The 25,091-nt window shown below is 40.9% G+C and carries 25 protein-coding genes and 1 pseudogene; 7 read left to right on the top strand and 19 right to left on the bottom strand.

The genetic code is table 11. The features are described from left to right. Positions 1-29: 29 nt before the first annotated feature. The 13 genes from cysI to rpsJ form a co-directional block, all read right to left on the bottom strand. On the bottom strand, positions 30-1,727 hold the full coding sequence (cysI, locus tag AAEY55_RS06260) for an assimilatory sulfite reductase (NADPH) hemoprotein subunit (protein WP_197182393.1): 1,698 nt from the start codon (positions 1,725-1,727) through the stop codon (positions 30-32). A 48-nt stretch (positions 1,728-1,775) separates the two neighbouring features. After that, complete coding sequence (locus AAEY55_RS06255) at positions 1,776-3,590, bottom strand: assimilatory sulfite reductase (NADPH) flavoprotein subunit (protein ID WP_089367566.1); 1,815 nt, start codon at positions 3,588-3,590, stop codon at positions 1,776-1,778. Between the two features lie 421 nt (positions 3,591-4,011). After that, the gene (rpsQ, locus tag AAEY55_RS06250; RefSeq protein ID WP_011326872.1) at positions 4,012-4,269 is read right to left on the bottom strand and encodes a 30S ribosomal protein S17; all 258 of its coding nucleotides are present in this window, start codon (positions 4,267-4,269) and stop codon (positions 4,012-4,014) included. Continuing rightward, complete coding sequence (gene rpmC, locus AAEY55_RS06245) at positions 4,269-4,460, bottom strand: 50S ribosomal protein L29 (protein WP_011326871.1); 192 nt, start codon at positions 4,458-4,460, stop codon at positions 4,269-4,271. The genes rpsQ and rpmC overlap by 1 nt, the downstream gene beginning before the upstream one ends. Then, positions 4,460-4,873 carry a 50S ribosomal protein L16 gene (gene rplP, locus AAEY55_RS06240; protein ID WP_011326870.1) on the bottom strand — a complete coding sequence of 138 codons (414 nt, stop codon included), beginning with the start codon at positions 4,871-4,873 and terminating at the stop codon, positions 4,460-4,462. Before rplP ends, rpmC begins: the two co-directional genes overlap by 1 nt. A 12-nt stretch (positions 4,874-4,885) precedes the next feature. Next, positions 4,886-5,587: a 30S ribosomal protein S3 gene (rpsC, locus tag AAEY55_RS06235; protein WP_350550533.1), complete on the bottom strand. Its 702-nt coding sequence runs from the start codon at positions 5,585-5,587 to the stop codon at positions 4,886-4,888. Positions 5,588-5,599: 12 nt separating this feature from the next. Further along, a complete protein-coding gene (gene rplV, locus AAEY55_RS06230) occupies positions 5,600-5,932 on the bottom strand; it encodes a 50S ribosomal protein L22 (RefSeq protein ID WP_002957892.1) in 333 nt (110 codons plus the stop codon). Positions 5,933-5,945: 13 nt separating this feature from the next. Beyond that, complete coding sequence (gene rpsS, locus AAEY55_RS06225; RefSeq protein WP_010376377.1) at positions 5,946-6,224, bottom strand: 30S ribosomal protein S19; 279 nt, start codon at positions 6,222-6,224, stop codon at positions 5,946-5,948. Between the two features lie 16 nt (positions 6,225-6,240). Next, positions 6,241-7,065 carry a 50S ribosomal protein L2 gene (gene rplB / locus AAEY55_RS06220; protein WP_011326867.1) on the bottom strand — a complete coding sequence of 275 codons (825 nt, stop codon included), beginning with the start codon at positions 7,063-7,065 and terminating at the stop codon, positions 6,241-6,243. A 15-nt stretch (positions 7,066-7,080) separates the two neighbouring features. Then, positions 7,081-7,383 carry a 50S ribosomal protein L23 gene (rplW, locus tag AAEY55_RS06215; RefSeq protein WP_011326866.1) on the bottom strand — a complete coding sequence of 101 codons (303 nt, stop codon included), beginning with the start codon at positions 7,381-7,383 and terminating at the stop codon, positions 7,081-7,083. After that, positions 7,380-7,985 (bottom strand): 50S ribosomal protein L4, encoded by a 606-nt coding sequence (rplD, locus tag AAEY55_RS06210; protein WP_002957897.1) that lies wholly within the window; start codon positions 7,983-7,985, stop codon positions 7,380-7,382. The genes rplW and rplD overlap by 4 nt, the downstream gene beginning before the upstream one ends. Before the next feature lie 17 nt (positions 7,986-8,002). Next, on the bottom strand, positions 8,003-8,638 hold the full coding sequence (gene rplC / locus AAEY55_RS06205; RefSeq protein ID WP_011326865.1) for a 50S ribosomal protein L3: 636 nt from the start codon (positions 8,636-8,638) through the stop codon (positions 8,003-8,005). A gap of 27 nt (positions 8,639-8,665) precedes the next feature. Next, on the bottom strand, positions 8,666-8,977 hold the full coding sequence (rpsJ, locus tag AAEY55_RS06200; protein ID WP_002957900.1) for a 30S ribosomal protein S10: 312 nt from the start codon (positions 8,975-8,977) through the stop codon (positions 8,666-8,668). 438 nt (positions 8,978-9,415) lie between these two features. Here rpsJ and plsB point away from each other — a divergent pair, with 438 nt between their 5' ends. After that, on the top strand, positions 9,416-11,854 hold the full coding sequence (gene plsB, locus AAEY55_RS06195; protein ID WP_350550530.1) for a glycerol-3-phosphate 1-O-acyltransferase PlsB: 2,439 nt from the start codon (positions 9,416-9,418) through the stop codon (positions 11,852-11,854). 103 nt (positions 11,855-11,957) lie between these two features. Here plsB and tesB read toward each other — a convergent pair whose 3' ends face one another. Next, positions 11,958-12,815, bottom strand: a complete 858-nt coding sequence (gene tesB / locus AAEY55_RS06190; RefSeq protein WP_011326863.1) for an acyl-CoA thioesterase II — start codon at positions 12,813-12,815, stop codon at positions 11,958-11,960. Between the two features lie 76 nt (positions 12,816-12,891). On the opposite strand from tesB, the gene AAEY55_RS06185 reads away from it, so the two are divergent. Together AAEY55_RS06185 and AAEY55_RS06180 are read left to right on the top strand one after the other, a co-directional pair. Further along, positions 12,892-13,353: an EVE domain-containing protein gene (locus tag AAEY55_RS06185; RefSeq protein WP_182684122.1), complete on the top strand. Its 462-nt coding sequence runs from the start codon at positions 12,892-12,894 to the stop codon at positions 13,351-13,353. Between the two features lie 186 nt (positions 13,354-13,539). Further along, positions 13,540-14,571, top strand: a complete 1,032-nt coding sequence (locus tag AAEY55_RS06180; protein ID WP_339684088.1) for a cytosolic protein — start codon at positions 13,540-13,542, stop codon at positions 14,569-14,571. 62 nt (positions 14,572-14,633) lie between these two features. Here AAEY55_RS06180 and AAEY55_RS06175 read toward each other — a convergent pair whose 3' ends face one another. Together AAEY55_RS06175 and AAEY55_RS06170 are read right to left on the bottom strand one after the other, a co-directional pair. Beyond that, positions 14,634-14,837, bottom strand: coding sequence for a PLDc N-terminal domain-containing protein (locus AAEY55_RS06175; RefSeq protein WP_011326860.1), 204 nt, complete (start codon positions 14,835-14,837; stop codon positions 14,634-14,636). Beyond that, complete coding sequence (locus tag AAEY55_RS06170) at positions 14,834-15,904, bottom strand: potassium channel family protein (protein ID WP_306287646.1); 1,071 nt, start codon at positions 15,902-15,904, stop codon at positions 14,834-14,836. Before AAEY55_RS06170 ends, AAEY55_RS06175 begins: the two co-directional genes overlap by 4 nt. Before the next feature lie 179 nt (positions 15,905-16,083). Here AAEY55_RS06170 and AAEY55_RS06165 point away from each other — a divergent pair, with 179 nt between their 5' ends. Continuing rightward, positions 16,084-17,394, top strand: coding sequence for a TIGR00366 family protein (locus AAEY55_RS06165; protein ID WP_350550525.1), 1,311 nt, complete (start codon positions 16,084-16,086; stop codon positions 17,392-17,394). Between the two features lie 58 nt (positions 17,395-17,452). On the opposite strand, the gene AAEY55_RS06160 is transcribed toward AAEY55_RS06165, so the two are convergent. After that, positions 17,453-18,469 carry a site-2 protease family protein gene (locus AAEY55_RS06160; protein ID WP_350550522.1) on the bottom strand — a complete coding sequence of 339 codons (1,017 nt, stop codon included), beginning with the start codon at positions 18,467-18,469 and terminating at the stop codon, positions 17,453-17,455. A 176-nt stretch (positions 18,470-18,645) separates the two neighbouring features. Here AAEY55_RS06160 and AAEY55_RS06155 point away from each other — a divergent pair, with 176 nt between their 5' ends. Continuing rightward, positions 18,646-19,875: an EAL domain-containing response regulator gene (locus tag AAEY55_RS06155; protein WP_350550519.1), complete on the top strand. Its 1,230-nt coding sequence runs from the start codon at positions 18,646-18,648 to the stop codon at positions 19,873-19,875. A gap of 13 nt (positions 19,876-19,888) precedes the next feature. Here AAEY55_RS06155 and AAEY55_RS06150 read toward each other — a convergent pair whose 3' ends face one another. Beyond that, positions 19,889-20,965, bottom strand: a complete 1,077-nt coding sequence (locus tag AAEY55_RS06150; protein WP_350550516.1) for a hemolysin family protein — start codon at positions 20,963-20,965, stop codon at positions 19,889-19,891. A gap of 84 nt (positions 20,966-21,049) precedes the next feature. On the opposite strand from AAEY55_RS06150, the gene AAEY55_RS06145 reads away from it, so the two are divergent. Both AAEY55_RS06145 and AAEY55_RS06140 read left to right on the top strand, forming a co-directional pair. Next, on the top strand, positions 21,050-23,551 hold the full coding sequence (locus AAEY55_RS06145; RefSeq protein WP_350550513.1) for a prolyl oligopeptidase family serine peptidase: 2,502 nt from the start codon (positions 21,050-21,052) through the stop codon (positions 23,549-23,551). A gap of 229 nt (positions 23,552-23,780) precedes the next feature. Continuing rightward, complete coding sequence (locus AAEY55_RS06140) at positions 23,781-24,500, top strand: response regulator transcription factor (protein WP_011326853.1); 720 nt, start codon at positions 23,781-23,783, stop codon at positions 24,498-24,500. Here the strand turns inward: AAEY55_RS06140 and AAEY55_RS06135 are convergent. Further along, positions 24,497-25,075, bottom strand: a pseudogene (locus AAEY55_RS06135) (ATP-binding protein); the annotation flags it as partial. The gene AAEY55_RS06140 and the pseudogene AAEY55_RS06135 overlap by 4 nt on opposite strands. Between the last annotated feature and the right edge of the window lie 16 nt (positions 25,076-25,091).

Raw genomic sequence — 25,091 nt, 5'->3', positions numbered from 1 at the left:
CTTAGCCAGTGTGTTGCACTGGCTTATTATTATGCGTGAAAATCGGTAACCGATACTTTAACTTCAGCAACAATGCCTTTGCGGATCACAAAGTCACCAAAACATTCACCGTCATTACGCTCATTAACCCATTGCCCAATTAATTCATCAAAAGCAGCTAAATACACGTCTTCACCCACATTTTCTAAATATAATTTAGGAATACGCGTGCCTTCAAGGTTACCGCCTAAATACACATTATATTTACCTGGGCCTTTACCTACTAATCCCGCTTCGGCTAACATGGCACGGCCACAGCCATTGGGGCAACCCACTACGCGCATAATAATACTGTCATTCGGCACACCATGCTTGGCTAGTAGTGCTTCTATTTTTTCAACCAAGCTAGGTAAATAGCGCTCAGCCTCAGCCATGGCTAACGGGCATGTTGGCAGTGCCACACACGCCATGGAGTTTTTACGTTGCTCGGTATCTTTATCGTCAATTAAACCATGGTTACGGGCAATTTCTTCAATCACGGCTTTTTGATCTGCAGCTACACCAGCAATAATTAAGTTTTGGTTTGCCGTCATGCGCATGTCACCTTGGTGAACTTCTGCTATTTTACGACAGCCTGTTTTTAGTGGTTTGTTTGGATAATCTAAAATACGCCCACTTTGAATAAATAATGTTAGGTGATGCTTGCCATCTATACCTTCAACCCAACCTATACGATCGCCTCGGTGAGTAAATTTATAAGGACGGCTTGCAGCAAACTCAACACCAGCGCGTTTCTCTACTTCCGCTTTAAATACATCAACGCCTACTCGGTCTAATGTATATTTTGTTTTAGCATTTTTACGATTTGAACGATTACCCCAATCGCGCTGTACCGATACCACATGCTCCGCAATTTTTAACGTATGTTCTAGTGGAATAAAACCAAAGTCGTCTGCTTTACGTGGGTAGGTTGCTGTATCGCCATGTGTCATGGCAAGGCCTCCGCCTACAAGCACATTAAAGCCAATTAATTTACCGTTATCGGCAATAGCTACAAAGTTTAAATCGTTGGCGTGCACATCCACTTCATTATTCGGCGGAATTGTTACCGTTGTTTTAAACTTACGCGGTAAGTAATTAGAACCTAAAATTGGCTCTTCTGTGGTTTCTGCTTTTTCACCATTAAGCCAAATTTCGGCGTAAGCCTTAGTTTTTGGTAACAAGTGCTCTGAAATTTTTGCAGCCCACTCATACGCTTCTTGATGCAACTCTGACTCAACCGGATTAGTAGTACACAATACATTTCGATTAACATCGCCTGCGGTAGCAATAGAGTCAATTCCAACGCTATCCAGTAATTGATGCATGCCTTTAATGTTAGGCTTTAATACACCGTGAAACTGAAACGTTTGACGCGTAGTTAAACGGATACTGCCATAACTGGTTTTTTCTTCTGCAAATTTATCTATGGCTAACCATTGCTCAGGCTTAATAATACCGCCAGGCATACGCGCACGTAACATTACGTTGTGTAATGGTTCAAGCTTTTGCTTAGCGCGCTCACCACGAATATCGCGGTCATCTTGCTGGTACATACCGTGAAACCGAATTAACTGGAAGTTATCAGCGGTAAAACCACCGGTGATCTCATCTTTTAAATCTGTTGCTATAGTGCCACGTAAAAAATTACTTTCTCGTTTCATGCGCTCGTTATCAGAAAGCTTTACGTTTTTATCTTGTTCGCTCATGTTTAATCCTAAATTAGTGACAGTGACGGCTGCTTTAAATATTTAATTTTAGTAAACGTCTTTCTGATAGCGGTTTGCGCTGCGTAAATCTTTTAAATACTGCTGAGCATCTTCATCGCTCTTACCGGTATTTTCTTTAATAATTTCGAGTAATGCTTGGTGTACATCTTTTGCCATATGATTAGCGTCGCCACACACATAAAAATGTGCGCCGGCTTCAAGCCACTCAAAAATAGCTTTGCTGTTACTACGTAACTTATCTTGCACATACACTTTTTCGGCTTGGTCGCGGCTAAATGCAACATCTACTTTGCTTAGTAAACCCGACTTTAAGTAACCTTGAATTTCAACTTGGTATAAAAAGTCTTGAGTAAAATGTGGATTGCCAAAAAACAGCCAGTTTTTACCTGATGCGCCGCGCGCATCACGCTCTTGTAAAAAGGCGCGAAACGGTGCTATTCCCGTACCAGGGCCAACCATAATTATTGGTGTTTCATCATTCGTTGGTAAACGAAAATTATCGTTATGCTCACTAAATACCTTAACTTTACAGCCTTCCTCAGCACGGCGCGCTAAATAGCCCGAACAACCGCCCAAATGCTCGCTACCAAAAGTATTAAACTCAACCAATGCTACGGTTAAATGTACCTCGTCTTCAACCTCGCTTTGGCTAGAGGCAATTGAATATAAACGTGCTTGTAATTTACGCAGGCAATCGACGAGTGTTTGCGCGTCGAGCTTAGCCGGGTTTTGTGCAACCACATCAAATATTTGGCGCGGTTCAATGTATTCATGCATTGCCGCTTTATCTTCAACCAGTTTTAATAGTTGTGGTGTGCCTGTAGCTATTGCATATTTTTCCACAAAGCCAGGGTACGACTGCGTTAATTCAAGTTTTTCAATCAGTGCATCGCGAATACTTAGCTGTTCATCTGCAACTTTTACTAAACTAGCTGCATCAATTTGCGTGTGTGTAAGCAACTCATCAACACGGGCTTCGTCATTTAAAAAATACACACCTAATGAATCACCTGGTATATAACTAATGTCTGAGCCTTCAAGCGAAATTTCTACGTGGCGGACATCTTTAGTTGAGTCGCGACCTGTAATTTTTTGCACTAAACCTAGTTCTGCGGCAAACGGGTTTTGCTTAGTATATTGACTTGCCACGGTAGTTGACCCAGCAAACGACATTGCAATAACTTGACCACCTGAGCTACCTTGCTGTGCTTTTAAATCGGGTTCAAAGGCATCCAATGCACCAGTGATCCAAGTTGCCGCTTCGTCATCGTAATCTACATCTAAATCGGCGCGTTGATAAATTGTTTCTGCGCCGAGTTTATTTAACCGCTGCTCAAAGTCTTTTGCTGTTTGGCAAAAAAATTCATAGCTCGAATCCCCTAAGCCAATCACGGCTACCTTCACTCCATCTAACTTAGGCGCTTTTTTAGTGGTTAAAAATTCGTGCAAAGCCTCTGCATCTTCTGGTGGCTCACCTTCGCCGTAAGTTGCAACAACCACAGTTATAAACTTTTCTTTTTTTAGTGCAGTTGGTTTGTAATCGGCCATGTTCACTAGCTTTACGGCTAAACCGCGTGACTCTGCTTGTGCTTTTAACTTAGCAGCTACACCCTTTGCATTACCTGTTTGCGAGCCATATAAAATAGTTAATGCAACTGCCTCACCAGCATTTGGAGCTGCGCCCACTGCACCGCCTAAGGCCGCCGTATTAGCATTTGCAGCAAGATAGCCGCTAACCCATGCTTGTTGAATTGGATTAAGCTCAGCCACTAAACCTTGCAGCTTTTGTACTTGCTCTTGCGATAGCGGACTTGCCGCAGCGTTTAGTTGACCTAGCAACATGAATCAATTCCCCGTAACCCTAAAAGTTAAACACAACGTACTGTTATACGTCGTTCAAAATGAGTTTTACCTCACCCAGAGACTATCTGTTGAGGTTTACTGAGCTTGTAGGATAGCGGGCAATGCAGAGTTAAAAAAAGAACAGAATCAACTTTGATATTCTATTTAGTTATTAACTTCAGTAAATATAGTTAAAAACAGATTAAGGAATGGGTTTTCGAAGGATAAAAGGGGCTATTTGTGCCTGAGCTTTATTGAGTAGATAAATATTGTTGTTATGTATAAATACCACAACCATAAAAGAGCGCTAAATTAACTCTGAGTTGCTGATTGCTTGCAGCTCAAACTCGCAGCTTCGTAAAAACAAAAAGCCCCAGCAAATAAATGCCGGGGCTTTTTATAAAACAGACTTAATTAAAAATTAAGCTTGTTTTGGACGTTCAATAACTGCTACGAATGTCCAAGATTTACTCTTAGAAATTGGAGCACATTCACGGATAGTAACTACGTCACCAGCCTGAACTTCATTATTTTCGTCATGTACGTGTAGCTTAGTCGTGCGTCGAATGAATTTCCCATAAATTGGGTGCTTCACATAACGTGCGATAGCAATAGTGAAAGATTTTTCCATCTTGTCGCTAATTACACGGCCTTGAAGAGTACGAATTTTATCGCTCATTATTGACCTGCCTTCTGGTTAATAACTGTTTTTACACGCGCGATATCGCGGCGTACTGTTCTTAGCGTGTGTGTCTGAGCTAACTGACCAGTGCTTGCTTGCATGCGCATATTAAATTGCTCACGAAGAAGTCCTAGAAGTTCAGTATTAAGCTCTTCTACGCTTTTATCTTTTAGTTCGCTAGCTTTCATCACATTACCGTCCGAGTTACGAAAGTTGTTTTGAATGGCAATTTACGAGCAGCAAGGTCAAACGCTTCACGAGCAAGCTCTTCTGAAACACCTTCCATTTCGTAAAGTACTTTACCAGGCTGAATTTCAGCAACCCAATACTCAACAGAACCTTTACCTTTACCCATACGAACTTCAAGCGGTTTGTTCGTGATTGGCTTGTCTGGGAAAACACGGATCCAGATTTTACCTTGACGTTTCACGTGACGCGTCATGGCACGACGAGCTGCTTCGATTTGACGAGCAGTCATGCGGCCACGGCCAGTAGCTTTCAAACCGAAAGTACCGAAGCTTACTTTGTTACCGTTTTGCGCTAGACCACGGTTGCGACCTTTGTGCGTTTTACGGAATTTTGTACGTTTTGGCTGTAACATTACTCGCTACCTCTACTTAGCACTTTTTTTGGCTTTCTTTGGTGCGCGTTTAGCTGGCTTCTCTTGCTCTTGTACTAGTGGTAAACCACCAATAACTTCGCCTTTGAAGATCCAAACTTTAACACCAATGATACCATAAGTGGTTAAGGCCTCAGAAGTTGCGTAGTCGATATCAGCACGAAGAGTATGTAGAGGTACACGACCTTCACGATACCACTCTGTACGTGCGATTTCTGCGCCGCCAAGACGACCGCTAACTTCAACTTTAATCCCTTTAGAACCGATGCGCATTGCATTTTGTACCGAACGCTTCATAGCGCGACGGAACATAACACGACGCTCTAGTTGAGAGGCAATGCCGTCTGCTACTAGTTGTGCATCTAGTTCTGGTTTACGTACTTCAGAAATATTAATCTGAGCAGGTACACCAGCGATTTTAGTTACCGCTTGACGTAATTTTTCTACGTCTTCGCCTTTTTTACCGATAACAACACCCGGACGAGCCGTGTGGATTGTTACGCAGATTGATTTTGCTGGACGCTCAATAACGATTTTAGACACAGAAGCCGTTTTCAATTCCTTTGTAAGGAATGTACGTACTTTGTGATCGCCAAAAAGCTGTGCAGAGAAATCTTTTGAACTCGCGTACCAGGTAGAAACCCAAGGTTTAGATATACCTAGGCGAATACCAGTAGGATGAACTTTTTGTCCCATTACTTATATCTCCTAGCTATCTGAAACCATAACAGTGATATGGCTTGTACGCTTAAGGATGCGGTCTGCGCGTCCTTTAGCACGTGGCATAATACGTTTCATTGTAGGACCATCGTCCACAAAGATCGTTGTTATACGAAGCTCATCAATGTCAGCACCTTCGTTATGCTCTGCGTTAGCAATAGCAGACTCAAGTACTTTCTTTACTAATACAGCCGCTTTTTTCGGGCTGTACGCCAGGATTTCTAGTGCGCGATCAACCGGTAGTCCGCGGATCTGATCTGCAACTAGACGTGCTTTTTGCGCCGAACCAGAGGCGAATTTATGTTTAGCTAATGCTTGCATTTATCTTCCCCTCTTATCGTTTCTTCGCTTTCTTATCCGCAGCATGGCCACGGTAAGTGCGAGTTGGTGCAAATTCACCTAGTTTGTGACCGATCATTTCGTCTGTGATAAACACAGGAACGTGCTGACGACCATTATGGACAGCGATGGTCAATCCGATCATGTTAGGTATGATCATTGAACGACGGCTCCAAGTTTTAATTGGCTTCTTGTCTCCGCTTTCCAACGCTTTCTCTACCTTCTTCAGCAAGTGTAGGTCTATAAAAGGACCCTTCTTGAGAGAACGTGGCATGGCTATTCCTCAACTATTATTTAGTACGACGACGTACGATAAACTTATCAGTACGCTTGTTCTTACGTGTCTTAGCACCTTTAGTCGGCTTACCCCATGGAGACACAGGATGACGACCACCAGATGTACGACCTTCACCACCACCGTGTGGGTGATCTACCGGGTTCATGGCAACACCACGAACTGTCGGACGGATACCACGCCAGCGATTTGCACCTGCTTTACCAAGTGAACGAAGCATATGCTCAGCATTGCCTACTTCACCTAGAGTCGCACGACAATCAGCTTCAACTTTACGTACTTCGCCTGAACGAAGACGTAATGTTACATACTGACCATCACGAGCAAGGATTTGAACGTATGCACCAGCAGAACGTGCGATTTGAGCACCTTTACCTGGTTTTAATTCTACGTTGTGAACAGTCGAACCTACAGGCATATTACGCATTGGTAATGCATTACCAGGTTTGATTGGTGCATCAACACCAGACTGGATTGCATCGCCAGCTTTTAAGCCTTTTGGTGCGATAATGTAACGACGCTCACCGTCTGCATATAATACAAGAGCGATGTTTGCGCTACGATTTGGATCGTATTCTAAACGTTCAACAGTGGCTGGAATGCCATCTTTAGTACGTTTAAAATCGATTAAACGGTAATGTTGCTTATGACCACCACCGATATGACGAACCGTAATACGACCATTGTTATTACGACCACCTGATTTAGAGTTTTTCTCTAATAGTGGTGCGTACGGCTTACCCTTATGTAAATCAGAGTTAACCACTTTAACTAAGTGACGACGGCCCGCAGAAGTAGGCTTACACTTTTGAAGTGCCATAATTCTATCCCCTTATTACTCGGCGCCGCCGACAAAGTCTAGCTCGCTACCTTCTTTAAGAGTAACGTAAGCTTTTTTCCAGTCGTTACGACGACCGAAACGTGCGCCAGTACGTTTTGTTTTACCCTTAACGTTAAGTGTGCGAACACCCGTTACTTCTACTTCAAAAAGCTTCTCAACTGCTGCTTTAACTTCAGCTTTAGTTGAATCTTTTGCTACTTTAAAAACAATAGTATTGTTTTCTTCAGCAGCAATAGTGCTTTTTTCAGAGATATGTGGAGCAACGATCACTTTTAAAAGACGTTCTTCGCGAATCATGCTAGCGCCTCCTCAAGTTGCTTAACAGCAGCGGCTGTAATAAGTACCTTGTCGAAAGCAATTAAGCTTACAGGATCGATACCAGCTACATCACGCGTGTCAACCTTATAAAGGTTACGTGCCGATAAGAAAAGATTTTCATCTACTTCTTCAGTCACGATAAGAACATCTTTAAGCTCAAGTTCTTTAAGCTTAGCAACTAGTTCTTTAGTTTTTGGTGCTGCTAGAGCAAAACTTTCAACAACGATTAAACGCTCTTGACGAACTAATTCAGATAAGATGCTTTTAATCGCACCGCGGTACATTTTACGGTTTACTTTTTGGCTATGATCCTGTGGTTTAGCTGCAAAGCTAACGCCACCTGAACGCCAAATTGGGCTACGAATCGTACCAGCACGTGCTCGGCCAGTACCTTTTTGAGCCCATGGCTTTTTACCACCACCGCTTACTTCAGAACGTGTCTTCTGAGCACGAGTACCTTGACGAGCACCTGCTGCGTATGCAACAACTACTTGATGTACTAATGCTTCGTTAAACTCACGTCCAAAAGTAGCTTCAGAAACTTCAAGACCGCCAGAAGCGTCTTTAATTGCTAATTCCATCACTAAATCTCCAGGACTTATGCTTTAACAGCTGGTTTAACGATAACGTCACCGCCGATAGCGCCAGGTACTGCACCTTTAACTAAAAGCAAATTACGCTCAGCGTCAACGCGAACTAGTTCTAAGTTTTGAGTCGTTACACGCTCAGCACCCATATGACCGGCCATTTTCTTACCTTTAAACACCTTACCAGGTGATTGGTTTTGACCGATTGAACCAGGAGCACGGTGAGATAGAGAGTTACCATGTGTAGCGTCTTGCATGCTGAAATTCCAGCGCTTAACACCACCTTGGAAACCTTTACCTTTAGAAGTACCGGTTACGTCAACCTTGTTGATTTCGTTGAATAATTCAACAGTAAGCTCAGCGCCTACTTCAAAATCGCCTTCACCACCATTTAGGCGGAATTCCCACAGACCGCGACCCGCTTCAACACCAGCTTTAGCGAAATGACCCGCTGAAGCTTTGTTTACACGACTTGCTTTTTTAGTGCCTGCGGTTACTTGAAGCGCGTTATAACCGTCTGTTGCTTCAGATTTAATCTGAGCAATGCGGTTAGGTGTCGCTTCAATAACTGTCACAGGGATAGATACACCATCTTCAGTGAAGATTCGTGTCATACCCACTTTACGACCGACTAGACCTAATGCCATTTTCCTAAAACCTCTCTAATCTTCCGATTAACCCAGGCTGATTTGAACATCTACACCAGCAGCAAGATCTAAACGCATAAGAGCGTCAACAGTCTTGTCAGTTGGTTCAACGATGTCGATCAGACGTTTATGGGTGCGGATCTCGTACTGATCACGCGCGTCTTTATTAACGTGCGGTGATGTTAGTACAGTAAAACGTTCAAAGCGTGTAGGTAGTGGAATTGGTCCACGTACTTGTGCGCCAGTGCGTTTCGCAGTTTCCACGATTTCCGCCGTTGATTGGTCAATCAAACGGTGGTCAAAAGCTTTTAGGCGAATACGAATGCGTTGATTTGACATTCTTAACCTCAATATAAAGAGCATTTAAAAGAGCATAAAAAAACTACCGAAACAATCTTAAATATTAAGATGTCGGTTGTTAGATTATATCTACGTTGAGTTCCAAATCGGAACTCCTGTTTATTAGCTAGAAATCCTAGCTTAATTTATCCTTCCAAGTTCCCTTGGGAATTTTGAAAGCCTGCGTATTATAATTACATTGGTGATAAATGCAACAGCTAATTAGTAAATAATTACAGCCTGCTGGTTGCTCAAATATACTGCAACCTATTATAGAGCAGCTACAATCAAGTGTAATGCATATATATTAAGCCATAACGTACTGACTAATCGGCAACGCAAATTAAAGGCTTTTTTAGATCTTATGTTATCATATGCGCCAATTTTGCTTTTATATACCCAAATTATATGGGTAATTACTCTCTATATGGTGAGTCGATGCGTATTGTAAATTATTGCTTAAATGTTTTATCAGCTGGAGTAAGCCGCTTACTTGTAAGAAGTAAGGTACTGCCAGAAAAGCCGACTGAACAATATGAATTAAACTCTAAAAACCCTACCTTTTATATTGTGCGCTTAAACTCTCGCTTTGACTTAGCGGCGCTTGCTCGGGTATGTAAACGCCATGGATTACCCGATCCTAGAGAACAACAAGTATTAGGCACACAACGCTTAGACCGCTTTATAGGGATTGAGAACCCACCACCATTAATTGGTGATATAGCAAAGCCAACTAATGCACTAGCGCAAGGCAAACAAATTATTGATCACTTATTAAGTAGTGGTCAAAAAGATGTACAGGTTATTCCTGTTACTATTTTATGGGGCCGAGCGCCCGGCAAAGAAAAGCCCGGACTTAGCACGCTCATAACACACTCATTAACACCAAGTTGGTTTAGAAAGTTATTTGTGGTGTTGTTTTCTGGCCGAGATAACTTTATCCGCTTTAGCCAACCACTCGACTTATCACTTTTAGTAGACGAAAAAGCGGACGTTAACGAGCTTCCACAAAAACTATTAAGAGTAGCCCGCGTGCACTTTCGCCGCCAAAAACTTGCCGCAACAGGCCCTAAAATGCCATCGCGCGAGCAGCTATTTAACTCATTATTAGCCTCTCCAACAATAAAAAAAGCCATACAAGACGAAGCAAAAGCTAAAAATATTAGCCAAGCGCAAGCACGTCAAAATGCGGTTAAGTTACTTAATGAAATAGCGGCTAACTATTCAGAGGCAATGATACGCGTAGCTGAGCGCTTTTTAACTTGGCTGTGGAATAAGCTATATAACGGTATAGATATAAAATACACAGAGCAAATTCATGAGCTGACTAATAAAGGCCACGAAATTATTTATATGCCGTGCCATCGCAGCCATATGGATTACTTACTACTTACTTATGCTATTTATCATCAAGGTTTAGTACCACCACATATAGCCGCGGGTATTAACCTTAACTTTTTTCCGGCAGGCGGGATCTTTCGCCGCTCGGGTGCGTTTTTTATTCGCCGTTCATTTGCCGGTAATAAGCTCTACTCTGCAGTATTTAAAGAATATTTAAGCCAGTTATTTATTAAAGGTTACTCTGTTAAGTTTTATACCGAGGGCGGGCGTAGCCGCACCGGGCGTTTGTTACCACCTAAAACGGGTATGTTAGCAATGACCATGCAAGCTATGCTGCGTGGTATTGACCGCCCTATTTCTATTGTGCCGGTATATATTGGTTACGAGCACGTTATGGAAATTAACACGTACCTTAAAGAACTCGCTGGAAATGATAAAAAAGGTGAGTCTATCTTTGGAATTTTTAAAGCGATTAAAAATCTTAAAAACTATGGTCGAGGTTATTTAAACTTTGGTGACCCTATTTCCATAAACCAATACTTAAACGACAACCAACCCAATTGGCGTGACGACATACACCCTACCGATGTACAAAAACCACAATGGTTAGGCCCACAAGTGGCAAACCTAGCCGACCAAGTTATGGTTAAAATTAACGATGCAGCGGCACTTAATGCGGTTAATTTATTAGCGATGATTTTACTGGTAAACGACAAGCATGCACTGAGTAAGCCAAAACTTTTAGCGCAACTTGATTTTTACTTACGCTTACAACGCGACGCCAGCTACAGTAATAAAGTAACAGCTCCAGAGGAAACGCCAGAGCAACTGTTAACGCATGCATTAAAGCTTAATAAGTTTGATGTGATAAGTGATGAATTTGGCGAAATTATCGCGATTAACGATAAAGAAAAAACACTCTTTAATTATTATCGTAATAATATTTTACATCTTTTTGCCGTACCAAGTTTAATTGCACTGCATTTGTTTAGAGAAAAAACCACAACAGTTTCAAAGTGTCAGCAGCTAATTGCGGCGTTTTATCCGCTGTTTGCTAAAGAATGGTATTTACGAGAGCTAGATGAGGATTACATTACGCGTATTTTGGCTAATTTTGTCGATCAAAACTTAATAGAACTTGATGGCGATAACATTCATATAACCAATACCAACGACTGTTTGGCTAAATTAGATATGTTAGGTAAAGCACTAAACTTTACGTTGCAGCGTTATGCCATTGTGATTGGCTTTATACAAACTAGCAACGGCATTGAAAAAGCGGAGTTAGAGCGAGAAAGCCAAGTGCTGGCACAACGTTTAGGCACTTTGCATGGGATTAAAACCCCGGAGTTTTTTGATAAAAAGGTGCTGGTCGGCTTTATTGATAATTTACGCGCACAGTCTTTAATTACCGATGGTGATGCGGGCTTAATAGGCAGCGTACAATTATGTGAAACCTATATGCACCTTAAAACATTATTGCCAGCACGAGTTTGGCAGTCAATTAGCGATATAGTACAAGGTCAGTGTAAATAGAGTCTTAGTTTTAAGTGAGTGCTACGCCGCTTACTTACTTGTTTAAATGTAGGTGCCGTACAATTTATATGGCACCTACTACCCTTTGTTACTAGTGCGTAAGTTAGCGCTGACGCATAACCCCTTCTTGCATTGTTGAGGCAATTAAGTTGCCTTGGCGGTCAAAAAACTGCCCTCTTACTAATCCTCGACCAGAACTTGCACTTGGGCTGTCAACTGAGTATAAAATCCAGTCATCCATTCTAAATGGTCGATGAAACCACATTGCATGGTCAATCGTGGCAACTTGCATATTAGGTTGCATAAAAGACACACCATGCGGCTGCAAAGCGGTTGGTAAAAATTCAAAATCAGACGCGTACGCTAATAAGTAATTATGAATACGTTGATCGTCTGGCATTTCACCGTTAGCTTTAAACCAAATGTGCTTAACTGGCTCCATTGCTTCAGGTTTAAATGGGTTATGAAAGGTCACCGGACGTATTTCTATTGGCATTTCACTAATAAATTGATTGCGTATAGCTGCGGGTATTTGCTCGGCGTTTTCTTTATAAAACTCTAACGATGAACGCAGTTCCTCGGGTAAAGGTACGTCAGGCATAGTCGCCTGATGCGATAATCCTTCTTCAGCCCCTTGAAAAGACGCTGTCATGTAAAAAATAGGCTTACCGTACTGAATAGCACTAACCCGACGAGTGCTAAAGCTTTTACCATCGCGAATAGCTTCTACATCATACACAATAGGCTTAGTGGCATCGCCTGGGCGTAAAAAGTAAGAGTGGAGTGAATGTACAATACGCCCCTCTGGTAGCGTTTCTTTTGCAGCAGATAGCGCTTGGCCCATAACTTGGCCGCCAAATACAGCACCAAAACCTAAATCTTGGCTTTGCCCTCGATACAAACCTTGCTCAATTTCTTCAAGTGTTAACAACGACAATAAATCATCTAATACTTGGCTCATTATTACTTCCTCAATTCTCTAATACCCAAATGATACTATACAATAGAGGGATGTAAATCATTCTACGAGTCCTGATATGGCGTATTGGCTATTTAAAACTGAACCCGATGCATTTTCGATTGACGATCTTAAAAATGCACAAAATCAAACCACACTTTGGGAAGGGGTACGTAATTACCAAGCACGTAACTTTATGCGCGACGAGGTAAAAGTAGGTGACCTCGTAATGATTTACCATTCTAGCTGCAAGCTCGTAGGCGTAGTAGGTATTGCTGTAGTAACAAAAGCAGCTTACCCAGATCCAACTCAGTTTGATTTAAGTAGTGATTATTATGATGCTAAAGCCACCAGCGACAATCCTCGCTGGGTAGTAGTAGAAGTAACTTATCAATCTCATTTAGACTCTCTGGTTAGCTTAAAAGAAATAAAAGCTAACCCTCGCATCACCGACATAGCGCTTAAAAAAGGCGGGCGATTGTCAATAATGCCCGTAACCAAAAGTGATTGGCAAATAATCACCCACATGGCTGAGGAGTAAAATATTTTACTATTTAACCTGAGCCTAGTTATTTAAAAATCGGTAAATTTAGTTACCGGCTAATTTATAAGTAAAGCAATCCTCTATGCAACAGGTATAACTCTCTGACACTAATACAAAAGTACGTTTGTTTTTCTTATCTATGGTAATTTGCTATAATTCGCCGCTTGTTTTTGTGGAGGAAAAATGAAGTTACTGTATTGGTTAGATGAGTGGTTAACCCTTTCGTGTGATGAGCAGCAAGCCAAACTGCCAATGTCTGGGGGAGATTTACTTGGCGATGTATATGTTAAGTACGACTTTATTGATATTACTAAGCCTCTATTATTTACCTTTTCGCCTGCTGGTACTAATGTGCAGGAGCAAGATCTTCACGCAGACTTCGCCCCTTGGGGTTATCACCTAGCACAAAAACAAAACGTAAATGTTATCGCTTTTCAGCATTTGGGTAAGAGCAACTGGTTTCGTAACCGTAATTTAATTTTTTTTCTGGAACAATTATCCCCACTGCTTACATCTTTTAAAACTCGATTGGGTTATGGTTTAAGCCGGGGTGGCTTTGCGGTTGGTGCTTTTGCAAAATTATTAAAGCTAGATCAGGTATTGCTTTTTCACCCTGTTAGCACTAAAAATAAAAGCTTAGTGCCATGGGACGACCGCTCTAGCACAGATATAGCTCAGCAATATGATTGGGAAGGCAGTTATGCCGATTTAGATTTAGGCAACGCCCAAGGCTATATTATTTACGACCCCACTAATCGTATTGATCGACTACATGCCAAGCGCTATAAGCAACTTAACCATTTACGGGTATTCGGTATGGGTCACGGCACTCACGCCACTTACTTAAACAAGTTTGGTTTTTATAAGCAAGTAGCTGTGGACTTTATGCGCCATCAACAAATTGATATTGCGCAGTTTCGCCTGCAAACTAAAACCTTACGCTTTAAAGAGGACTATTACAAAAGGCTCAATAAAGCGAATAAAAAATCGGCGCATCGCCTAGAATTACTAAGTACTGCACATAATATTTTGATAGACGAAAAAACAGCTCACGTACAGGAGCATCAAGCTAGCATTGATATTCAGCCACTTATTGATGTAGCGCTTAAACATCAAGAGCAGCACCCCGATGATGCCATCCAATTACTCGAAGTCGCCAAGCAATTAGCGCCAAACGACCCTCTTGTGAAGCACAAACTGAAAGAGCTTGAATAGTACTAAAATTTAAACTAGCGGCCTGCAATACCACTACTTCCTATTGCCCAAAAGCCTTATATTTAAGGCTTTTTATTTTGCCTTTTTTTACGCCCATGTTTAGGCACTATGGCTAAATACATAATAAGCCCTAACCACGAAAAAAATACAATACCAATTAACCAAGCATTTTTTTCGTGGCCTTGAGTACGCTTACTATTGAGTACAATAACCACAGGTAAAATGTAGGCAATTAAAAGAATGATTAAAAATATAACTTCGTTCATGCTTTTGCCAAAGCCGGCCAGTCAACCTCACGACTTAATACTCGCTCTACTGCTATGTAGTGCAAAATGTCGCCGGCACTAATTTTATAATCAAGTGGCGGATTTAAATCCATATTTTGTGCACTTAAATTGTGTGCCACACCAAGTAAAATAGCATCATGCTGATGTTTAAAATGATGAAACAAAGTACCAAACTCCATCTCTTTGCTTTGCTCTGGAACGGCTAAGCTAAACTGCGTATCGCCATGTAAAATTGATAGTAGCTCTTCGTGCACTCGGCTCGAACCTGGATCTTGCATTGAACGTACGAGTATTTCTGCCGATTTAACACTGCTGCATTCTACATTTTGGCAATGCTCTAATAGCATATCTACTTTTGTTTCATCTAAAAAATGCGCGCTTATATGGCAATCATCTTTAACTAAACGGCTAATGCGCAATGCGGTAGTAAAGGTTTGATCGTCGTCTTGGCCGTCAATAATCACTTTATCGGCGTAGCTTATAGCTACACGCTTTAGCTCCTCTAAATCGGTAAAGCTGCTTAGTCGCACAAAGTCGACACTTTCATTACTTAAAAATGGGTGCTCCATTTGCTCAGTTACTGCAAGTAAAATGCGCCGTTCGGTACGTTTAGTGTCGGCCAGAATATAATCTATCATTTTTTTAGTACGGGTATCGTGCCAACCAAAAATAATAATATGGTTGCTACTGTGAGCAAAGTTTTTATCACCAGTCATAGCGCGCCTAATTAAGTAAGTTATTGTTTGCCCTGTTTTGCCTAACAGAACGCCAAATAAAGCTAAACCAAAAGGTATTTGTATTAAAGCCACCACCCAACGCCCTAAATCTGTGGTTGGGCTAAAATCGCCATACCCTACGGTTGAAGTGGTTACCGTGTAATAATAAAAAAAGGTTGTTAGGGAGGTGAGTGCTTGCTCATTTGCTATATATAACAATCCCCATGTTAAAAGCATATGAGTCAAAATAGCCAGTGCCACTGCTTGCCAACTCAACTGATCAATATGAGCCCGTACAAGTAACACTAGCCTTTTAAATATCACCGGCATAATACAAAGTCTTAGTTAGTAAATTATCTATAAACAACACGTTACTTTATGCTATTGGTTTAAGCAATATTTTCACTACTCCCATTTAAACATAACGCCCATAAGACTAAATGCGGTTTGCCAATTAATGTTTTTCGTGATTAATTACCCTGCAAATAATACTAACAACAGCCCTAGTTATGCTTAATAAAATAGCCACTCCCTTTACCAAGCTCGTTGAGCGCTACCTGCCTGATCCCTTTATATTTGTAATACTGCTAAGTGTTATTACCTTAGTTATCGCTAGCGTGTTTACTCCAGCAACCGGTATTGAAGTACTGCAAGCGTGGGGCGATGGTTTTTGGAACTTACTTAGCTTTGCAATGCAAATGCTGCTGGTGTTAATTACCGGCTATATGTTGGCAAGCACTCCACCTATTAGTAAGTTACTAGAAAAGCTCGCCACCTTTGCTAACACTGCACCAAAAGCAATTATATTAGTAACGCTTATTTCACTACTCGCTAGTTGGCTTAACTGGGGGTTTGGCTTAGTTATTGGCGCGTTATTTGCCAAAGCCATTGCTAAACACACCCGAGTTGATTACCGCTTATTAGTTGCCAGCGCCTACTCAGGTTTTGTAGTGTGGCATGGCGGGTTAGCAGGCTCAATTCCACTGACGATAGCCACCGAAGGGCACTTTTTGCAATCAAGCATGGGGATTATTAGCACTGAGCAAACGCTATTTGCTGGCTTTAATATTGCCATACTAGTAGGGTTATTTATTATTATGCCGCTAGTTAACCGTTACATGCTACCAAGCGCCGAGGAAAGTGTTTACATAGACCCCGCACTATTAAAAAGTACCTCCCCTGCAATAATTAATATTACCAGGCCAGCCCAACACTTAGAGCAAAGTAAATTACTTGGTATTACAATTGGCGTATTGGGGTTAATTTATTTAGGTTATTACTTTTTAGTTGCCGGTGGCGGCTTAAACTTAAATAGCGTAATTGCGTTGTTTTTGTTTTTAGCTATAACCTTACATCAAACACCGCATAACTTACTCAATAGCTTACAGCAGGCAATTCCTAGTGGCGCAGGTATTGTTATTCAATTTCCGTTTTATGCCGGCATTATGGCGGTAATGGTTGATAGTGGCCTAGCACAGCAAATATCAAGCGGTTTTATTGCCATAGCGGATGCAGACAGTTTGCCATTTTTTAGTTTTATAAGTGCCGGGTTGGTTAATATGTTTGTGCCTTCGGGCGGCGGACAATGGGCGGTACAAGCGCCAATTGTAATACCCGCAGCGCAAGCGCTTGGCGCCGACATATCAAGGGTTGCAATGGCAGTAGCCTGGGGAGATGCCTGGACTAACTTAATTCAACCTTTTTGGGCATTACCTGTACTTGCTATAGCAGGCCTAAAAGCCAAAGACATTATGGGATTTTGTGTAGTGCAGCTATTTGTAACTGGGGTATTTATATCCTTAATGTTGAGCTTTTATTAACTGTATAAAAATAATGTATTAAGCAGGACTGCAATTACAGCCCTGCTTTTAAATACGATTAGCTCGATAATATTTTCATTGGCAAGCTTAAAATGGGGTTTTCTGAGTCAGCAAAATGCATCATCACTGCTACATGTCCTGCAACCACCAGCGCATACATGACCGCTGAGAAGCCTTGGCCGTATTTATCTAATGGCAGTAAATGTGAGTAATGCCGGCCGCGCCATTCAAATACAATTTCCAGCGCACCAATAAGCAAAAAGAACACCAACAACATTAAACCAAAGGTGTTACTTAGCCATAAACCAAACAGCACTCCCAATAAACACACACTTAAACCGACCCATGAGCGCATAGAAAAGCTAATACTTTTTAATACATGGCCACCATCAAGCGGTAAAATAGGCAGTAAATTAAATAAGTTAAGTAAAGCGCTAAGCACAGCAACACCGGCAAATATTTCCATTTCGGTAGCGTAGTACAACACTAAACTTAATACTGACGTTATAAGCCCAAACGCGGGGCCCATTAAAGAAATCACTACATCTTGCCAGCGAGTGGTAATTTTATCATCACTTACTGCAAGCCCGCCTACAAACGGAATTAAATAAATGCCTTTGGTTTTAATGCCAAAATATTGCATGGCACGCACATGGCCGTATTCATGCACCACTAAGCAAGCAATAAGCATAAGTGCAAACTCAATACTGAATAACCAGGCATAGCCGGCAACTGACGCTCCCGCTAACACCACCTTAATTACTTTGGCACTTTTAAATAACTTAAAACCAAGTGCGGCCAATCCTAGCCAGCCTTTTTTAGTTTCATCGCCAGTAGCTGCAGGTAAAGCAAGTTGCGTAGCAAACTCATCGTTTACAAACAACGAAATACTCTGCTCATTTACCAATGAGCTATCAATACCTATTAGTTTGTTATCAAAAGTAAATTGATAATAGTTGTCGCGGGGGTTATCAAAATTAATTGCTTGTTGACTATGAAATATTTGTACAATTTTTTGCCCAGAAACCATTAATGTAAAGGGCTGATCGGCTAACTTAAGTTCTATTCTTATCATAATTAAAACCGTTTAAAACAATAGCGCTAGTATACCGACTCAGCTAAAAAACACGAGCGAGCATGATTAATAACAACTTTTTATTAGCCGGCTAATAAACACATTAAAAGAATGACAAACACATGAGAATCTACTACTTTTATAGTAATACACACTATGCATTGAAAGGGATAACAGTGAAAAAAGTAGTGCCTAATATTCTGGTCGTTGATGACTCAAAAGCTATTTTAATTGTAATGGAAGCAATCCTCGCTGAGTTAGATATGTCGGATACCATAACCACTTGCCTAAGTGCTACAAAAGCGCTAGAAAAAGTTAAACGTGACATAAACTATTTTGATGCCATTTTTACCGATTTAAACATGCCTGAAATGGACGGCATGGAGCTAATACGCCATTTAGGAGAGCTAAATTACCAAGGCGCCATTATTATTATTTCTGAAATGGAGCATAAGGTAATTAGTTTAGCTGCCAACTTAGCCAAGCAGCATAATGCTCACCTTATCGGTAATATTTCTAAGCCCGTACAATTAACTCAAGTAGGCTCCTTGTTAAATAAAGTTGCCTATTTAAATAGCCACACTTTAATAAAAGAACCTGCTATTTCAAAAACAGAGCTTATTAACGCATTAAAAAATGACGAAATAACGCCGTTTTATCAACCTAAAATATGTATTAATACCAGTAAAATAAAAAGTGCTGAAGTATTAGCGCGTATTGTGTCAAATACCGACGGTGGTATAATTTTACCAGCTCGTTTTATTAGCCTTGCTGAGCAACATGATCTAATTAACGAAATTACATTTGCGCTCTTTGAAAAAGCCACCAGTGATTTCGAAAATATAAAAGAGCAGCTAGGACAAAATTTAAAACTGGCATTTAACTTATCCCCCATGCAGTTAAACGATCTTAGCTGCCCAAATAAGCTATTGCTTATATTAAAACTTAACCAGCTTAAACCTAGTGATATTATTATTGAGATAACCGAACAACATGCACTTTCAAGCCTAAGCCAATTAGAAACATTAAACCGCCTAAGAATGCATGGTTTTGGTTTATCGCTTGACGATTTTGGCGTTGGCTTTACTAACATGAGCCAGCTTAAAAACCTGCCCTTTACCGAAATAAAAATAGACCGCACACTTATTAGTAATATAGAAACAGATCAATTTTCTCAAGTTGTTGTAAGCTCCCTCATCGACATTACCAATCAAGAGCATTTAGAACTAGTAGCAGAAGGGGTTGAACGACCTGAAGAGCTTGCCTATTTAAGGCATTACAAAACTCGCTTAGCAATACAGGGATTTTTATTTAGTCGTCCTAAATCTAAGAGTGAATTTATAGACTGGGCACAATATTGGATTAAAGTGACAGGAAATACCATTAACTATAAACCCCCAAGCTAATAAGGAGACCTCTTTAGTTGTCTCCTCTAGGGTGTTTATCCTCTTCAGTGACTAAGTTTTTACTATTTGCCAAACGTTTATGCCAACGCTGCTTCGCAACCGCACGCATATTAGTGGACTGATCACGCTCATCCACAATTTCTAAACCCATTAGTGCTTCAATCATGTCCTCAAGAGTGACAATACCCTGTACGTCGCCATACTCATCAACCACTAAACAAATATGCGTGCGGTCTGTTAATAAGGTTTGTAACAACGACGACGCATTTTGCGAACTAGGAACCGTATAGATAGGCTTTACTAGTTTACTAATTTTGTAATCGCTACCTAAGCGATGACATGCCAACATAATATCGTTTTTATGCACAAAGCCGATAATATCGTCAGTGTCTTTATCAAACACCAATATGCGAGAAAACGACGACGAACCATGCAGGTTCAAGTATTCGTTTACGGTTAAGTCTTTATGAACTTTAAAAATAACTGTACGTGGGGTCATCAAATCGCATAATTTGGCATGTCTAAAATGTAATAAGTTACTAATTATTTCAGACTCATCTTGGTGCAACGCCCCCGACTCAGTGCCTATATCGGCCATGGCTTCTATTTCTTGACGAATATAATAGGCTTGGTCGTGCTTTGGCCCCATTAAATTTGTCAGCTTTTGTGCAAGCCATACAAAAGGCTTAAGCAATATAACTAAAAAGCGTAAACCGTAAGTCACACTTGGGGTAAGTACTCGCCAATAGTTTGCCCCTAACGTTTTAGGTATGATTTCAGAAAACACCAGCACAAATAAAGTCATCACTGCAGAGGCAACCCCTACTGCTGCATCCGAAAATACAATGGCTGCTTGCGCGCCAACTCCAGCGGCTCCGGCGGTATGCGCCACCGTATTAAGCGTTAAAATAGCCGCTAATGGCTGATCAATATTATTTTTTAGTTTTTCGAGCTGCTTAGCTAATACAGGCTGCTTTTTACGCAGTAATGCAACATAACTAGGTGAAATGCTTAACAGCACGGCTTCCATTACTGAGCATAAAAATGAAATAACAATGGCAACGACCATATAAACTATCAGTAATGTCATTTGCTCTCCGCTTAGTTGAATATATGGGCATGATAACAATACATGCTATATTTGGCCAAAGACTCAATAATAATAGGTATAATAATGGAACTTAACGCACTTTGGCGTCATAGCAATAAACTATTTAAACACTCCTTTGCCCTTTTTACCCTTAGCAGCTTAAGTTTTGCTACGCTTGCAGCGCCGCTTGATAAATCTAAAATTCAATTTATTGGGCCACTGGCTGAAAACATGCAATTAAAGCCTTTTCAAACGGCCCAAAGCGATACCATAATTAGTAACTTATTACCCCAGCTACAACTCCCCATAGCTAACTTTTCGGTGTTTGACAAAAAACACAGCTGGCAGCCATTTAATAAAATAAATGCACTCACTTTAGGCGGCTTACAGGCACTTAAGTTTAATATAGAAACCACGCGTTTTAGCCAAGGTACGTTAACCTTAAAAGGCATTGAACAAGGACAATTGTTTATAAATGGCGAATTGCAAAAGGCAGACAACAGCAGCTACAAACTCGCCTTAAATAATGGTAGTCATACTGCTATTATTGTTGCGCAACAAGTTGCAAATTGGCACGATGTAACACTCGACTTTGCACCAAAAACACCGAGCGATAACATTACCCTTAGCACTTCACAAACTAAGCGTTTATCGGCAAAGCAGTTATTTGATGCCCCCACTATTAGCGGCTTATCATTAGCACCAAACTCAGAGCACTATATTACGACAACGCGCCGCTTTAATGATAAAACTCTAAATCAAGCAAACAATATTACTGAGCTTAAAAACACCGACAATCAAACGCTGTATCGCTTTGAGGCAGAACAACCAAGCAACCTTATTTGGAGCCCAGACAATCGCTTTTTAGTGTATTTACTAAACGGTGAATTAAAACAACTCAACCGTAAAAACTTATCAATAAAAACCCTCTCTACTCGCTTAGAAGGCGCTAGCGGTTTTACCTTTTATAACGAGCACAGTGTAATATTTAGTTGGTCTAACCCTGCATCAGACAAGGGTAATGACAAGCTTACAAAGCATTATAAAGGGTTACAAGATCGCTGGTCATACGCACGCTCAGTAAGCCAAGTTTATATGCTTGATACACAAAGTGGTTTAATAAAAACACTCAGCCAAGGGCCGCTTTCGCATAGCTTTGAAGACTTTAACAATAAGCGCGGTAAACTATTAATGAGCCGCCCTGTAGTCGCTATGCAAGCGTCAACTCATCCAGAAACAGAACTAGTAGAGCTTGATTTAAAATCAAATAAGCTTACTTCTTTGGGTAAATTTAAAACTTTTAATCAGGCCAAATACGCCAATAAAGATGTGTTTGTTGTTGCAGGTCCCGACTTTAAAAATGGGGCAGGTAGAGCATTGCCAAAAGAAATGCTAGCGAATAACTACGACGGTCAACTTTACCTGCTTACAGACGGCGGAAAAAACGTTAAAGCACTCAGTAAACAGTTTGATCCGGCAATTGGAAGCCTGAATGTATTAAACAATGGCGACGCATTACTAAAGGTTACTGAGCACGACACCCAACCGCTCTACCTATTTGATTTAAGTAAGCAGCGCTTTAAAAAATTAAATATCGGTTTAGATATTGTTGAGCAGTTTAGCTACTCAAACGAGCGCAACATTGAAATATTACTCAGTGGCACCACGGCTTCTAGTCCACAACAATTAAAGCGATTTAATATAAGTAAAAACACCGCTAAAATAGTCTGGGATTCAAAGCCACTTAGCTATGCAAATACACAAATTCCAACTCTCGAAGAATTTAATTTCACTAATAAAAATGGCGTGGAAATTTCAGGGCGTGTCTACATTCCAAATAACCTTGATAAAACTAAAAAACACCCAGCGCTGGTTTATTACTATGGCGGCACATCGCCAGTGACACGAGGCTTTACTGGACGTTATCCGTTTAATTTATGGGCGGCAAACGGGTATGTGGTTTATGTAATACAGCCAACAGGCGCTACCGGCTTTGGGCAAAAGTTTTCGGCGCAGCACGTTAATGCGTGGGGCAACTACACCAGCGACGATATAATTGCAGGCACGCAGGCATTTTTAAATAAATACAACTATGTAGATAGCGAAAAGGTAGGCAACCTAGGTGCCTCTTACGGTGGTTTTATGACTATGCATTTAGCAACTAAAACAGACTTATTTAGCGCATCGATTTCTCATGCTGGTATTTCTAACCTCACATCTTACTGGGGTGAAGGATGGTGGGGCTACTTATATTCTGGCGAAGCGTCTAAAAACAGCTTTCCGTGGAATAACCCCGAGCTTTATAGTAAACATAGCCCGGTATTTAATGCCGATAAAGTAACCACGCCTATGCTACTCATTCATGGTGACAGTGATACTAACGTACCCGTTGGCGAAAGCTTAACTATGTACACTGCACTTAAATTACTTAATAAAGATGTAGAGTTAATAGAATACAAAGGTGCGAACCATCAAATTATTGCCCGCGACAAACGTTTTGATTGGTGGAATACCATGCTAGCTTATTTTGATAAAAAACTTAAAAATGAGCCACAATGGTGGGATTATCTTTACCCTAACGACTAGTCGCTAAATTGTTTTTAATAATTAAGTGAACTTAGATTAAGATATTTATTCTGAGTACAGCAGGCTAAATAGCACCTTTAATAAAACCCTAAAGGTGCTAAATTTTCTAAACTGTAAACTTATTAACTACTTTTGAAACATTAGCTTACTTAAAAACAATAAACGCCCTTCTCAGCCTTTACTTAATGGTGCTACCATAGAAAACTATAAGCATTAACAATAAAGTATTATGACTATTCATGTTTTATTGGTTGAGGACGACGAATTACTCGTTAAACGCATCCAAAATCATTTTACAAATACCGAGTTTACAATAGAAGTTGACCCTACTGGCGCCGATGCACTGAGCACTATAAGGTCGCGAGTTAATTTGCGCGGTGCTTTTTCATTAGCCATTATTGATATTGTTTTACCAAAGCGCGACGGCTTACAACTTGCAAAAGAGCTAAATACTCTTACCGATATTGGCGTAATTTTATTATCGAGCCGTGATTCACAGGCCGATCGCATTGCTGGCCTTGCCCAAGGCGCAGACGACTACATATGCAAACCCGTAGACTTACTTGAACTAGAGCTGCGCATGCGTGCTTTATATAAACGCATTGCACACTTAAATTCAGACAATGATAAAAATGATGATAACGGCGAAGAGTTTATAGAATATGCCGACTTTAAATTACACCCCGACAACCGCACACTAATTACAGCTACAGGTGCTGAATCGCGCTTAACCGAAGCGGAACATAAAGTACTTATTTGTTTAATTGGTAACGCAGGTAAAGCAACTTCTCGCGAAAAAATATCTGAAGAAATAGGCCAGCCTGATTGGAGCCCAAACGATCGTACTGTTGATGTGTTAATTGGCCGTTTGCGTAAAAAATTAAATGATGAAAAAGATCAAAAGCGCATTGTTACCGTACGCGGCAAAGGTTATATGCTCTCTATTTAGTACTTAGTTAATTGCGCTAGTAAGCGCTCAAAGGCGCGGTAGTTAAGTGCTTCTTTTAGCTCATTTAAGCTAATACGCTCCGCCCCTTTTAAATCACTAATAGTACGCGCTACTTTAATTATTCTATGGTATGAGCGTGGCGATAATGCCAGTTTTTCACTCGCTCTGGCTAAAAACTGCAACTCAGTGGAAGCGAGATCACAATGTATACTCATTTCTTTATTGTTTAACCGCGCATTCACTTTACCTTGGCGTTTTAGCTGCAAATAATAAGCAGCCTCTACTCGCGCTCTTACTACTGCACTGGTTTCTTCGGGTTTACTACTTTGTAACTCAACACTCGTTAGCCTTGGTAATTCAATTTGTAAGTCAATACGGTCAATAAACGGCCCCGAAACACGCGACAAATAACGCATTACTTGATCAGGCGTTGCCCGCTTATCATTATGGCAACCTGTAGGGCTGGGGTTTAGCGCCGTAATAAGCTGAAACTGCGCCGGAAACTCCATTTGCCTTGCCGCACGCGAAATAGTGACAGTACCAGTTTCCATAGGTTCACGCAGCGAATCGATTATAGTTATAAGAAGCTTG

Origin of the sequence: Pseudoalteromonas sp. 120-MNA-CIBAN-0494 (assembly GCF_040308885.1) — a bacterium.
Classification (GTDB): Bacteria; Pseudomonadota; Gammaproteobacteria; order Enterobacterales; family Alteromonadaceae; genus Pseudoalteromonas; species Pseudoalteromonas nigrifaciens.
Note: the sequence above shows the minus strand (reverse complement) of the source record. Positions and strands in the feature narration are given on the sequence as shown.